The organism is Chryseobacterium taeanense, from assembly GCF_900099685.1.
Classification (GTDB): Bacteria; Bacteroidota; Bacteroidia; order Flavobacteriales; family Weeksellaceae; genus Chryseobacterium; species Chryseobacterium taeanense.
Map to the genome: position 1 here is coordinate 37,342 of NZ_FNDW01000014.1, position 14,442 is coordinate 51,783.

A 14,442-nucleotide genomic window follows, 5' to 3' on the forward strand; every position below is an offset into this window, starting at 1 on the left:
AATTGGTAGATTTTAAAGTCTTTTACGCCAAAACTGCTTCAATTTTCTCTACCGCTTTCATTAAATTTTCTTCCTTCAATTGAGGAATCATTGTTCCCTGAGTCTGGAAAACTTCTACATCCGTAATTCCGATAAATCCGAATAAAGTCCTTAAATAATGTTCCATATTCTCAACAAGCCCATTTTCATAAACTCCGCCAATTGCAAAATTTAAATATAATTTTTTGTTTTCCAGAAGGCCCTTCGGCGTTCCGTCTGCATACGAAAATGTTTTTCCTGCAACAGAAATGCTGTCAATCCACGATTTTAAAGTAGATGGAAAAGTAAAATTGTAGAAAGGAACTCCAATGATGATGATATCCGCTTCCTGAATTTCTTTTAAGGCTTCATCAGAATATTTGGAAGCTTCTTTTTGTTCTTCACTCTTTTCCTCATGTGGTACCGCAAATGATGCAAAATGCTTAATTTCCAAATGCGGAATAGGATCTGCAGAAAGGTCACGAACTACAACTTTGCTTTCAGGATTTTTTTCTAAAAGTTGATTAATAAGAGTTTGAGAAAGTTTGTTACTTACAGAATTTTCTCCGCTGATGCTTGTTTTAATATTTAAAATATTAGCCATTTTGTTTAAATTTTTTGTTTTTATGTATGACAAAATTATTGTAAATTTACTTTCAAAAGGATAGCAGTTACCTAAAGGAAAGTGGAAAAATGGAGAAACAGCACAATCATAAAGAATGTATGCAGGTTCTGAAACCTGTCCGCGATACCTTAGATGTCATCAACGGAAAATGGAAGCTTCAGATCATTGTATCGCTTAATGCCGGGAACAAACGTTTTACGGAAATTGAGAGAAGTATTCCCAAGCTTACCTCAAAAGTTTTAGCCAAAGAATTAAAAGAGCTTGAGCAAAACGGACTGGTTGAAAGAATCGTAACCGACACTTATCCCGTCTCTATCGAATATTTGCCGACATCGTATACCAAAACCTTGCAACCCGTGGTAGAATCATTAAAAGACTGGGGAGAAAATCATCGCAGGCATATTTTTGGAAGCCCTTCAGAAACTGTAAATGGAGGTAAGTAATATTATTTCATAAAAAATGATAAATATTGATTTACAAACAATAGCAGCAATAAGTAATTTTACTCTAACCCCCAACCCCTAAAACTCTAACCCCCGAATCTCGTATCCCGAATTCTTTCTTACCTTACATCAACATTTCCCAGCGTAAGACTTCCGACATTTGTACCATAAATAATCACAATATGAAAACAGTATATCATAAAGCAGATACAAGAGGCCATGCCAATCATGGATGGTTGAATTCTTATCACACCTTCAGTTTTGCCAATTACCAGAATCCGGAAAGAACACATTTTGGAGCTCTGAGAGTGCTGAACGATGACACCGTTTCTCAGGGAATGGGCTTCGGAACACATCCTCACAGAGATATGGAAATCATTTCAATTCCGCTGGAAGGTGATCTGGAACACAAAGATTCTATGGGAACGACAGCCGTGATCAGAAAAGGTGAAATTCAGGTGATGAGTGCCGGAACCGGCGTAATGCACAGCGAGTACAATAAGAATAAAGATGAAGAAGTAAAATTTTTACAGATCTGGGTATTTCCAAGAGAAGTAGGGGTAGAACCGAGATATGACCAGAAAAGCATCAAAGAAGGTGAAAAAATCAATGGATTTCAGCAAATTTTATCGCCGGATAAAAACGACGACGGAGTCTGGATTCATCAGGATGCCTGGTTCAATCTGGCCAACTTTACTAAAGGAAACGGCAAGAATTATATGTTTCATAAAGAAGGAAACGGAGTATATACATTTGTTTTAAAAGGGAGCGCAAAAATTGGCGACAGAATTTTAAACGAAAAAGATGGTTTAGGAATCTGGGATACCCAAAGTTTCAACATTGAAGCCGTTGAAGATACCGAAATTCTCTTAATGGAAGTTCCAATGGAATTACCGGCATATTTAAAATAAACAATTTTAAACCACAAAAACCACAAAAGATATTATAAAGCTATTCTTTTAGATAATTAAAGTTCTCAAAAGAGAAAAAATCAAAGATTTTTAAAGCTTATGTGTTCTTAATTAACAATTTTAAATTAAACTTAAAAATAACTTAAGTGTTAAAATCTTTTGCGGCTTTTGCGGTTTTAAGAAATAGTAAAATAATATAAATCAGATTATACAATGAAAATCTTAGCAGTAGCAGGAAGCAATTCCGAAACATCAATCAACAAACTTTTAGTTTCTTACGCAGCTTCACTCATTCAGAATGCAGAAGTGGAAATTGTAGATATGAATCAATTTGAAATGCCGATTTACAAGCATCAGCGTGAAGTGGAAAATGGCGTTCCTCAACAGGCAATAGATTTTGCTTCAAAAATTGATGCAGCAGATATACTTTTGGTTTCTCTTTCCGAACATAACGGAACATATTCTACCGCTTTCAAAAATGTATTCGACTGGACTTCCAGAATCAAAGACAGAGCCGTATGGAATGAAAAACCAATGTTGTTGATGGCAACAGCTCCCGGAGCAAGAGGAGGACTGGGTGTTTTAGAAGCCGCAGCTAAACGTTTTCCACTTCACGGCGGAAATATTGTCGATACCTTTACGCTTCCTTTCTTTAATGATAATTTTGATAAATCGGCTCAGAAAATCTCTAATGACGAGAAAGACAGCGAATTGAAAGAAAAGATTGCAAAAATTTCGGCAGTAGAAATTATCCTTGAAAAATAGATTTGAATATTAATTTAAAATTAATATCTTTGCAAAAAGAAAAAAAGATGAATATTCAGACCACTTTTAAAGAATGTTTCTCCAAGAAAGGGAATATTGTGGACTCTGAAATTCTGAGATAATACAACGGCCGATAATCTACTAAGATTGTCGGCTTTTTTATTTTCGAAATTTAAACTTAAACATAGAAATAAATTGTGCCAATTTAGCACATTAACAATTAAAATTATTGTTAATCGTTAAACTGATACACTCTTACATTAATAATATGAGCAACACGTACAAATCAGCAGGAGTAGACAAAGAAGAAGGATACAAAACCGTTGACAAGATCAAGAAGGCGGTTGGAGAAACTCACAATTCCAATGTATTGAATCATTTAGGAAGTTTTGGAGCTTTTTATGAAATCGGAGGATATAAAAATCCTGTTTTGGTTTCAGGAACAGATGGTGTAGGAACAAAGCTGAAAGTAGCCTTAGACTCTAAAAAATACGATTCTATAGGGGTAGACTGTTTCGCCATGTGTGCCAATGATATCCTTTGCCACGGTGCAAAACCATTATTTTTCCTGGATTATTTAGCTTGTGGAAAATTGGATTCTGAAATCGCTGCTGAAATCGTTTTAGGAATGGTAGAAGCCTGTAAAGACAACAACTGTGCATTGATCGGTGGAGAAACTGCCGAAATGCCTGGAATGTACCAACCTGGAGATTATGATGTTGCAGGATTCTGTGTGGGAATCGTTGAAAAAGACCAGATTATTGATGGTTCAGGAATTAAAGCAGGTAATAAAATTATTTCATTACCAAGTTCAGGGTTTCACTCCAACGGATTCTCTTTGGTAAGAAAAGTTTTCCCTGATTTTAATGAAGAGTTTGAAGGAAAACCTTTGTACGAGACGCTTTTGGTACCTACAAGATTATATTATAAAGATATCCATAAAGTTCTTGAAGAAGTAAAAGTTTGCGGAATTGCCCACATCACAGGAGGCGGATTATATGAAAATGTTCCGAGAATTATTCCTGAAGGGCTTTGTGCTTCAATCGAGGCATCGAAAATTCAAATTCCATCCATCATGCTTGAATTGGAAAAAAGAGGTGGCGTAGCCCGTGAAGAGATGTTCGGAACATTCAATATGGGTGTCGGAATGATCGTTGTGGTAGATGCCGAACATGCAGAAAAAGTACTGCACCTTCTGGATGATGCTTACGAAATCGGAGAAATTACAGAAGGAAACGAAAAAATAGATTTAAAATTCTAAAAAGACATCAGATTTGAGATATCAGACGCAAGACTTTTAGTCTAAAATCTAGTATCTGACATCTAACATCTAATTAATGAAAAACCTAGTTATACTCGTTTCAGGTTCAGGAACCAATCTTCAGCGAATTATCGATACTATTGATAACGGAGAAATCCCGAATGCAAAAATATCTTTGGTAGTGGCCGACAGAGAATGCTACGGACTTGAAAGAGCAAAAAATCACAACATAAGTAACGTTCTGATTCCAAGAGGAAAAAACTTCAGCAGTGAACTGAGTAAAGTGATTCCTGAAAATACAGACTTAATCGTTTTAGCCGGATTTTTATCCATTCTAAAACCTGAATTCTGTGAGAACTGGGACAGAAAAATAATCAATATTCATCCTGCCTTGCTTCCGAAATTCGGAGGAAAAGGAATGTGGGGACATCACGTCCACAACGCGGTGATTGAAGCCAAGGAAAAAGAAAGTGGAGCTACTGTACATTTCGTGACATCAGGAATTGATGAAGGAGAAATCATCCTTCAAAAATCTTTTAGCATCACAGAAAATGACATCCCCGAATCTGTAGCAGAAAAAGTTCATTTAATTGAATATGAAATTTTTCCTGAAGCGATTAATAAAGTATTAGGAAACTAATGTTTATATCAAAAATGTATATGAAAACAAATCTATTCGTATTATTACTGGTGTTGGTAACTTTAAATTCTTGTTCATTCAATGAAGAAGATTTTGAGGAAACTAATGTTACAAACGTTGATAATGATTTAAAACCGGAAAAAATTTACAGGTCTCATTTTGGGTTTGAAGAATATGAAGTTTTGCCTATACCAGATCTAGTTTATGATTTATTTACTTATAATAATGTGAATAAACTTGTTAAAATGGAAAAAGCTAATTTTTCAAATATTGTTTATTGGGTTTATTTAAATTTTGAGTATAATGGAAATAAGGTTGTTCTTGAAAATAAGAGTGATTTACCAAACCTTCCAGTTCCTAAAAAGAAGATTATTTATACTTTAGATAATAGTGGCAGAATCATTGAAAAAAGTATTCCGGATCCTATAGCTCCTTATGCTGAAAAAAAGTATAACTTTCAGTATAATAGTCAGGGAAGATTGTATCAGATTAGATTAACTTATCCTAATATAACGCAGGAAAGCCCTTATTTTTCAATGATTCAGGATTTTGAAAATGTAGAAACGTTTTATTATCAAGGAGGAAATCTGGAAAAAACAATTACACAAACGATGAGAAGTATTTATGAAAATTCCAATGTTAAAGTTGAAAAGGTATTTTCTGATTATGATGCTGCGAAAAATCCTTTTAAAAAATTAGAAATGATAGATTTTTATTTTTATCGTAGCATTTCTGATAATAATTACAGAAACCTTAAAACCTATGCATATGATGAGAATAATGTTAAGACTTTATATTCAGAACAAGGTTTTCAATTTTCGTATGACCCAAATCATAATTTAATATTGACCTTTTAATAAAATCTAAGTAAAAATAATAGACCGGAGGTGAAAGACCCGGTCTACAGTTTGAAATAGCTGTAAAAAGTAAAAATTGAAAGTAAAAGTTCTTAGGTAAAAAGAGTCCTGAAAGGACCATCTATATCAGCATAGGATGAAAATCCTATCAGATTATGAATGAAGAACAACTACAAAGAAAAAATTGAAAGTAAGATGAGCAAAAAAAGAGTTTTAATCAGTGTTTCTGACAAAAGCGGATTAATAGAATTCGCACAGTTTTTGGAAGCCCAAAATTATGAATTGATTTCTACGGGGGGTACATTCAAACATTTGAAAGACGCTGGTTTAAATCCGATTCAGATTGATGAGGTTACCGATTTTCCTGAAATGTTGGATGGAAGAGTGAAAACATTACATCCAAAAGTTCACGGTGGATTATTGGCTGTACGTTCCAACGAAGAACACATGAATACCGTTCAGGAGCACGGAATTGGTCTGATTGACATGGTAATCGTAAATCTTTATCCCTTCTTTGAAAATGTAAACAAAAACATTTCTCTACACGAAAAGGTAGAATTCATCGATATTGGTGGTCCTTCAATGCTTCGTTCTGCAGCTAAAAATTTTGATTCTGTAACGGTAATTACTGATGTTGAAGATTATGCAGCCGTAAAAATCGAAATGGAACAGAACGGTGATACATACATTGAAACTCGTAAGAAATTAGCAGGAAAAGTATTCAACCTTACCTCTGCTTATGATGCAGCAATTTCAAGAATGCTTTTAGAAGAAGATTATCCTGCTTATTTAAATGCCTCTTACAAAAAAGTTTCTGACCTGAGATATGGCGAAAACCCACATCAGACAGCGGCTTACTATGTTTCTACTTTCGAAAACGGTGCCATGAAAGATTTCGAACAATTGGGAGGTAAAGAATTGTCTTTCAATAATCTTCGTGATATGGATCTTTGCTGGAAAGTGGTAACAGAATTCAAAGAAGAAATGGCTTGTTGCGCCGTAAAACACTCTACACCTTGTGGCGTTGCGATCGGAACCTCAGCGTTGGAAACCTATCAGAAAACTTTCGAATGTGATCCTGTTTCTATCTTTGGCGGAATTGTTGCAATGAACTACAAAATCGACGCAGCAACAGCGGAAGAATTAAATAAAACGTTCCTTGAAATCGTAATGGCTCCCGAGTTTGATGAAGAAGCCCTGGAAATTTTAAGAAAGAAGAAAAATCTGAGAATTATAAAAATCGTAAACCCTGTTTCTGATAAGCAGACTTGGGTAAAAATTGACGGTGGAATTCTTGTTCAGGACAACGACAATATATTCTCTGAAGATATTAAAGTGGTAACTGAAACCCAGCCTACGGAAGAACAGAAGAAAGCGTTGTTATTCTCTCAGAGAGTAGTAAAATATGTTAAATCCAATGCGATTGTCGTTTCCAACGGAATTCAGGCTTTCGGAATCGGTGGCGGACAGGTCAACAGAATCTGGGCAACCCAACAGGCGATAGAAAGAGCCAAAGAAAAGTTCTCAGGAGAATTGGTATTGGCTTCAGATGCATTTTTCCCTTTCCGTGATGTGGTAGATTTCTGCGCTCAGGAAGGAATAACCGCAATCATCCAGCCTGGAGGAAGTGTAAAAGATCAGGACAGTATTGATGCTGCCAATGAGCACAACATTCCGATGATGTTTACAGGAATCAGACATTTTTTACATTAATTAAAATTAGATTAAAATTACAGATGAAAATGTGTAATTTGATATAATCCCTTTTTAATCTTTGCTGAGTGTTAACGCCTTTGCGATCTTAAAAACAGTTAGTTAATAAAAAAATCTTAGCGGACTTTGCGTTAATAATTTTTATCAGGATTAAATGCATACATCCAAAAATCATTTTTGAGATTGTATTTATAGCATTCAAAATTATATATTTGTAAATTATAGACTAGATAATTAAATAAAGTATGAGAATATTAATCATAGGTGAAGGTGGAAGAGAATCTGCTTTGGCAGCAAAACTTCAGGATGATCCGAGAATTACGAAGATGTTTTTCGCCAACGGAAACGCTACCACGGATGTAATAGGAAAAAATGTTCATTTATCAGAGATTAAAGAACTTAGAGATTTCGCAATCAAAGAAAAGATTGATTTAACGATCGTTGGTCCCGAAGCGCCGCTTGTAGCTGGTTTGAAGGATGAATTTAAAAAACACGATCTTAAAGTATTTGGTCCCGCTCACAAAGTGGCAAGCCTCGAAGGAAGTAAGGCTTTCTCTAAAAAATTTATGCAGACCTATGATATCAAAACAGCAAAAGCTGAAGTATTTGAGTCATACAATGAGGCTAAAGAATATGTTCAGACACAGCAATATCCTTTAGTAATTAAAGCAAGCGGACTGGCTGGTGGAAAAGGTGTGGTGATCTGTGATACCTTGGAAGAAGCTGAAGCTACCATCCATGATTTCATGATCAGAAGAATCTTTGGAGATGCCGGAATCCGTTTAGTGATCGAAGAATATCTTGAAGGGTTTGAAGCATCCATCATTGCTTTTTCAAACGGGGAAAAACTTTTCCCTTGTGTAGCTGCTAAAGACTATAAAAAAGCCGGAAACGGAGATACAGGACCTAACACCGGAGGTATGGGATGCGTAGCTCCAAGCCCTGAATTTACGCAGGCACATTACGAAGACTTTGAGAAAAATATCATGCGGCCTACTCTTGATGGGCTTAAAGCAGAAGGCCTTGGGTTTAAAGGAATCATTTTCTTCGGATTAATGGTCACCAAAAACGGAACTTACCTTCTTGAATACAACATGAGATTCGGAGATCCTGAAACGCAGGTATTAATGGCCTTAATGGAAAACAATCTTCTTGATGTAATCCAGGATTGTATGGATGGAAAAGAGGTTGACCTTAAATTTAAGGATGAAAAAGCCGTTTGCTTGGTAATGTGTTCAGGAGGATATCCTAGAAATATCGAATTAGGTTTCGAGATTGTAGGAGAAGATAAATTAAAATACAGCAAACTTTTATACGCAGGAGCAATAAGAAAAGGTGACAAAGTAGTTTCAAACGGAGGCAGAGTGCTGAACATCGTGGCTACCGGAGCAACTTACGAAGATGCCCGCAATAAAGTTTACGAAGATGCAAGTCACGTACATTTCGATTACGGCTTCTACAGAGAAGACATCGGAAAGTTCTAACATAAATCACGAAAAAAGATTTGGAGAAATCCAGGTCTTTTTTTGTAAAGAATTTAATAGCAGTAAGCTTTAAGCTATAGGCGATAAGCTTTACAAATGCCTACTGCTTTCAGCCTATAGCCTAAAGCATTAACAATTATAAAAAATGAACAACGGGATTATCATATTAGATTTCGGATCACAGTACAACCAGCTTATCGGAAGAAGAATCCGTGAGATGGGTGTGTATTCTGAAATTTTACCTTTCAATACACCATTAGAAACCATCTTAGAAAAACAGCCAAAAGGAATTATCCTTTCCGGCGGACCAAGCTCTGTCAATGCAGAAAATGCTCACCTGGTGCAAAAGGAATTATACGAGCAGGGGATTCCCGTATTAGGAATCTGCTACGGAATGCAGCTTACAGCGCATCTTTTAGGCGGAAAAGTTCATAAAGGTGTAAAAGGGGAGTACGGAAAAGCGCACCTGGAAATCGTAAAAGAATCTTCTTTGCTAAAAGGCGTAACCAATAATTCTATCGTTTGGATGAGCCACTTTGATGAAGTTGGACAATTGCCTCCAGGATTTGAATTAAATGCTCAGTCGGGTGTCGTGGCCTCCATGGCAAATGAAGATAAAAAAATATATTGCGTGCAGTTCCATCCCGAAGTTTCTCACACCGAAGAAGGTGGGAAAATGTTGGAGAATTTCGTGTTCGGAATCTGTAATGCAGAAAAAAACTGGAAACTGACGAACTATATCGATAAAACAGTTGCAGAAATCCGTGAAAGAGTAGGAGATCAGAAAGTGATTCTTGGACTTTCCGGAGGCGTAGATTCTTCCGTTGCAGCGGTATTGATTCACAGAGCAATCGGCGATCAGCTGACTTGTATCTTCGTTGATACAGGGCTTTTAAGAAAAGACGAAGGTAAAAAAGTGATGGATAATTATGGAGAACATTTCCATATGAACATCAAACTGGTAGATGCTTCCGAAAGATTTTTATCAAAACTGGCTGGAGTTGATGATCCTGAAGCCAAAAGAAAGATCATCGGAAACGAATTCATTCATGTTTTTGATGAAGAATCTCATAAAATTGAAGGAGCTAAATTCTTAGCTCAGGGAACAATTTATCCCGATGTGATTGAAAGCCAGTCAGTGAACGGACCTTCTGCCGTAATCAAATCTCACCACAACGTTGGCGGGCTTCCGGAAGAAATGGAGTTTGAATTGCTGGAGCCTTTAAGAGAATTATTTAAAGATGAAGTAAGAAAAGTAGGTGAAGAATTGGGAATTCCTCATCATTTGGTACACAGGCATCCTTTCCCTGGTCCTGGCTTGGGAATCAGAGTATTAGGAGCGGTAGATGCGGAGAAAGTAAGAATCCTTCAGGAAGCAGATGATATTTTCATTGAAGAATTGTATAAAAACGATTTGTACGAAAAAGTTTCTCAGGCATTCGTTGTGCTTCTTCCAGTAAAATCGGTAGGGGTAATGGGCGATGAGAGAACGTACGAATACACAGCCGTAGTTCGTTCCGCCAATACCATAGACTTTATGACAGCAACGTGGAGCAGACTTCCTTACGAGTTCTTAGATACCGTTTCAAGCAGAATCATCAACGAAGTAAGAGGAATCAACAGAGTAGCGTATGATATTTCAAGCAAACCCCCTGCAACCATTGAGTGGGAATAATTTTTGACTTGAATTTTAGATATACATCCTGCCTTCGGGCGGGATTTTTTGTTTGAAATTTTATCTAAATATTTATCAGCAATACTTATTAAGATTTCTTATTTTTCTTTTTTTTGTTATAATATTCAGATTCTTTATCCCTATATTTAACCTGATTGCCTATCATAAATGGCATAATGATAAACACTATAATCAATAATACTATTACTTTAAACCACATAATTAATTTATAAAGTAAAAATAATCATTAAGCCGATATATCTGTATCAAAAATTACTATAATTTTCGGTTAAAGTTCTCAATCTTATTCCTTGCCTTAAAAGTCAAGTTTAAAGTCAGACGCTATTGATTTGTATGACAACGATGGAAGAAATAAGTTTATCAATTCATCCATTATAATTATTTGAATTGTTTATCAGTCCAGGCAATTTTGATAACTTCAGTTTAATATTCACGCCGTTATTGAATATTTTAGTAACATCGGTTTAAATATTAGTAAGGTTATTTTAGATGTTAGCACCGTTGGATTAGATATTCGTAATGTAAGTTTAGATATTAGCAATGTCATTGTATATTTTAGCAATGTGGCTTTATAAATTCTCATTGTTGACTTAGATATTAACACTGTTGATTTAAATATTAGCAATGTCATTTTAAATATTGGCAATGTAGATTTGGATATTAGCAATGTAATTTTAAATATTAACATCGTTGGTTTAAATATTATTAACTTCGATTTAGATATTAATAACTTTGATTTAAATACTCACAACTTCGATGTAGATATTAGGAACTTCGATTTAAATATGAGTAACTTCATTTAAAAAGCTTGTGACTTCAATGTAGATGTTAGCGACTATGATTTAAATATTTACAACTTCAATGTAGATATTAGCAACTTCGATTTAAATATTCACAACTTCGACTTAAATATGAGCGACTTCATTTAAGATATTCGCAACTTTAGAAAAAAAAATAGTAAAACAATTTTAAACAGCTATAATAGAATTTATAAATTGGAATGAAAAATGCTTAGGTACCTCAAAAAGTCTGAGATTTTCCCTAAATTTAAATAAAATTACATCAAATGCAAATAGAAACAAGACCATTAACCGTGCAGGATTACGATGAATTAGTCGTTACCATGAAGAGGGCTTATCCTCAAATGTCAGAATATGTGTGGTCTAAAAAAAGCATCGAAAAACTTACGCGGATATTTCCTAAAGGTCAGATCTGCATTACGGTAGATGGTAAGTTAGCTGCAGTAGCGCTTTCCATTATTGTTGATTATGATGAGTTTGGGGACGATCATACCTATAGTGATATCACGGGCAATTATACATTTAATACCCATATTTCCACAGGAAACGTTTTGTACGGAATTGAAGTATTTGTTGATCCTGAATTTCGTGAACTTCGCCTCGGAAGAAGATTATACGATGCCCGCAAAGAACTTTGCGAGTTGTTGAATTTAAGATCTATCATTTTAGGAGGAAGAATTCCGAACTACCATAAGCATAGTGAACTTTCACCGAGAGAATATATCCGCAGAGTACGCGATAAGGAGATTTATGATCCTGTTTTATCATTTCAGCTTTCCAATAATTTTCTGCCGATCAGAGTTCTTAAAAAATATCTTCCCGAAGATGAGTCTTCCAGGGAGAATGCAGTCTTGTTGCAATGGAATAACATCTATTACAGCAAAAAGCCCAACACAATGCAGGACAGTATTATCCGTCTCGGACTTGTACAATGGCAGATGAGACATTTTAAAGACATCGATGCATTCTACGAACAGGTCGAATTTTTTGTTGATGTGATGGGCGATTATAAAGCAGATTTCGTATTGTTCCCGGAACTTTTCAATACGCCTTTATTAGCTCCTTTCAACAAGCTTTCAGAAAGAGACAGCATGATTGAGCTTGCCAAACTAACTGAAGAAATTAAAATGAAAATCTCCGATCTGGCGATCAGTTACAATGTCAATATCATTTCCGGAAGTATGCCGGTTTTTGAAAATAATGATCTGTATAATGTAAGTTACCTGCTTCATAGAGACGGAAGAGTCGATGAATACCGTAAAATTCACATCACGCCAAATGAGAAAAAATATTATGGCATGAAAGGAGGAAATGAGATTCGTGTTTTTGATACCGACTGCGGGAAAATAGGCTTAGTCATTTGCTATGATGTCGAGTTCCCTGAGCTTCCGAGAATTTTGGCAGATCAGGGGATGAAGATTCTTTTTGTTCCTTACCTTACCGATACGCAGAATGCCTACATGAGAGTACGTCACTGCGCTGCGGCCAGAGCTATAGAAAATGAATGCTATGTGGCTATAGCAGGTTGCGTAGGTAATCTACCAGGCGTTAATAATATGGATATTCAGTTTGGTCAGGCGGCAGTTTTCACACCATCCGATTTTGCTTTTCCGTCAAATGCTGTCAAAGGAGAAGCAACACCCAATACCGAAATGACCCTGATTGTTGATGTCGATCTGAACTTACTCAAAGACCTTCATCATCATGGCTCAGTTCAGGTCATGAAAGACCGCAGAAAAGATCTTTACGAAACATATTTGAAGTAAATCAGTAAAATACTAAATGTAGCCTCTCTTTTTCGGGAGGTTTTTTATTTTCCGAATCTTAAAGTTTTTAGGGTAAAGATATTGTCTGATGTAAGGTTAATTCTTTTTTTCGCTAAATGCTGTATAAATCTGACAGTTAATTATATTCATTTTTTTGGTATGTATTTTTAAATAATTTATTCTAAATAAAAAGCTCAATTAAATTGATAAAACATTGTAAGTGAAGCCTTTTTATCGTTGATATTTAAATATCAATATTTTAAACATATTGCATTATTGTTACAATTTGACTAAATTTGTACAATAGCAGTTTGATTACAACTGATATTGACCAAATCATAACCTGAGAAACTCATTAAATATTATAATAAGTATGAAAAAAATAGATTACAGATCCCTTATAAGAGATAAAAGTTTGTATTGCTTTGGAGTTGTATTTTTCTGACGAAATAAATGTCTGCGAAATAGTGCTGCAATTTTTATCTTAACCCCTAAACATACCGTTAATCGTTTGAGATAAAAAGCTTTTTCCTCAATTAATATTTCCCTTGCTAAAAAAATATTTTCATCATTATTTATAAAACATGAAAATAATTTAAAATTTATAAATATCACTGAGATTAATAAATAAAGTAACCTATATAAGTACATACGTAATATAAACAGAGATGAAATTTGACTATAAAGAAATACATATCGGAAGTATCATACAGACTCGTGTAGAAGATACCTCAACAGATTTAGAGAGAATTTGCAAATTCATGAAATCTACAAAAAAACAGGTTAGTGACATGTATGCATCTAAAAGTCTTGATACAGATGTTCTGATGAGATGGAGCAAGCTTCTCGAATATGACTTTTTCAGGATATATTCCCAACATCTTATTCTATACTCACCTCCGTCAAAAGTAGATAAAAAGGACGAAAAGAAATCTATGCTTCCGAACTTCCGCAAGAGCATCTATACCCGTGAGGTTATTGATTTTATTGTTGAGCTCATAGAAACTCAGGAAAAGACGATGCCTCAGATCGTTAAGGAGTACAGAATTCCGAAATCTACTCTGCATCGATGGACTAAAAAATATGGTAATCTTAATAATAATTAATTATGAAAAAGAATACTTCACAACCAGACTTCAGAAAAATTTATACTGATATTCTTCAAAAGAAATTTCCTGAAAAAAAGAAAGATTGTGAAAAGCTTTTAAATAAAAAAGTGTTTACGGAACTGGATGTTATTGCAATTAATAATATCATATTTCCTCCCTCCTCAAAAGATACCACAAGATCTAATCAACAGCACAGATCTTACAGTAAATCTACAATTATTAAAATCCTGGAATTCCAGAAACAGCATGGTCTGAATAATACCAAACTTGCTCTACATTACAAGTTGAGCCGTAATACGGTTTCAAAATGGAAAAAACTCTTTGTCGTATAAATCTGCTATTAATTAGGAATGC

Annotated in this window: 13 protein-coding genes; 12 read left to right on the plus strand and 1 reads right to left on the minus strand. The window is 35.0% G+C overall.

Features of this window, described 5'->3' with window-relative positions; translation table 11 throughout:
* Positions 1 to 22: 22 nt before the first annotated feature.
* On the minus strand, positions 23 to 622 hold the full coding sequence (locus BLR30_RS16060) for an FMN-dependent NADH-azoreductase (protein ID WP_089861120.1): 600 nt from the start codon (positions 620 to 622) through the stop codon (positions 23 to 25).
* Between the two features lie 89 nt (positions 623 to 711).
* Between BLR30_RS16060 and BLR30_RS16065 the strand changes: the two genes are divergently transcribed.
* From BLR30_RS16065 to BLR30_RS16120, 12 genes are all read left to right on the plus strand, one after another.
* Complete coding sequence (locus BLR30_RS16065; protein ID WP_089861122.1) at positions 712 to 1,086, plus strand: winged helix-turn-helix transcriptional regulator; 375 nt, start codon at positions 712 to 714, stop codon at positions 1,084 to 1,086.
* A gap of 182 nt (positions 1,087 to 1,268) precedes the next feature.
* On the plus strand, positions 1,269 to 1,997 hold the full coding sequence (locus BLR30_RS16070; RefSeq protein ID WP_089861124.1) for a pirin family protein: 729 nt from the start codon (positions 1,269 to 1,271) through the stop codon (positions 1,995 to 1,997).
* Positions 1,998 to 2,210: 213 nt separating this feature from the next.
* Positions 2,211 to 2,762 carry an NADPH-dependent FMN reductase gene (locus BLR30_RS16075; RefSeq protein ID WP_089861127.1) on the plus strand — a complete coding sequence of 184 codons (552 nt, stop codon included), beginning with the start codon at positions 2,211 to 2,213 and terminating at the stop codon, positions 2,760 to 2,762.
* 268 nt (positions 2,763 to 3,030) lie between these two features.
* On the plus strand, positions 3,031 to 4,023 hold the full coding sequence (purM, locus tag BLR30_RS16080; protein WP_089861129.1) for a phosphoribosylformylglycinamidine cyclo-ligase: 993 nt from the start codon (positions 3,031 to 3,033) through the stop codon (positions 4,021 to 4,023).
* A gap of 76 nt (positions 4,024 to 4,099) precedes the next feature.
* Positions 4,100 to 4,663 carry a phosphoribosylglycinamide formyltransferase gene (gene purN, locus BLR30_RS16085; protein WP_089861131.1) on the plus strand — a complete coding sequence of 188 codons (564 nt, stop codon included), beginning with the start codon at positions 4,100 to 4,102 and terminating at the stop codon, positions 4,661 to 4,663.
* Between the two features lie 20 nt (positions 4,664 to 4,683).
* Positions 4,684 to 5,520, plus strand: a complete 837-nt coding sequence (locus BLR30_RS16090) for a hypothetical protein (RefSeq protein WP_139164648.1) — start codon at positions 4,684 to 4,686, stop codon at positions 5,518 to 5,520.
* Between the two features lie 195 nt (positions 5,521 to 5,715).
* Positions 5,716 to 7,233 carry a bifunctional phosphoribosylaminoimidazolecarboxamide formyltransferase/IMP cyclohydrolase gene (gene purH / locus BLR30_RS16095; protein ID WP_089861232.1) on the plus strand — a complete coding sequence of 506 codons (1,518 nt, stop codon included), beginning with the start codon at positions 5,716 to 5,718 and terminating at the stop codon, positions 7,231 to 7,233.
* 245 nt (positions 7,234 to 7,478) lie between these two features.
* On the plus strand, positions 7,479 to 8,717 hold the full coding sequence (purD, locus tag BLR30_RS16100; protein WP_089861135.1) for a phosphoribosylamine--glycine ligase: 1,239 nt from the start codon (positions 7,479 to 7,481) through the stop codon (positions 8,715 to 8,717).
* Between the two features lie 145 nt (positions 8,718 to 8,862).
* The gene (gene guaA, locus BLR30_RS16105) at positions 8,863 to 10,392 is read left to right on the plus strand and encodes a glutamine-hydrolyzing GMP synthase (protein ID WP_089861137.1); all 1,530 of its coding nucleotides are present in this window, start codon (positions 8,863 to 8,865) and stop codon (positions 10,390 to 10,392) included.
* A gap of 1,087 nt (positions 10,393 to 11,479) precedes the next feature.
* Positions 11,480 to 12,979, plus strand: coding sequence for a carbon-nitrogen hydrolase family protein (locus BLR30_RS16110; protein WP_089861140.1), 1,500 nt, complete (start codon positions 11,480 to 11,482; stop codon positions 12,977 to 12,979).
* 668 nt (positions 12,980 to 13,647) lie between these two features.
* Positions 13,648 to 14,085 (plus strand): transposase, encoded by a 438-nt coding sequence (locus BLR30_RS16115; RefSeq protein WP_089861142.1) that lies wholly within the window; start codon positions 13,648 to 13,650, stop codon positions 14,083 to 14,085.
* Positions 14,086 to 14,087: 2 nt separating this feature from the next.
* Positions 14,088 to 14,420, plus strand: a complete 333-nt coding sequence (locus tag BLR30_RS16120; protein WP_089861144.1) for a transposase — start codon at positions 14,088 to 14,090, stop codon at positions 14,418 to 14,420.
* Positions 14,421 to 14,442: the final 22 nt, after the last annotated feature.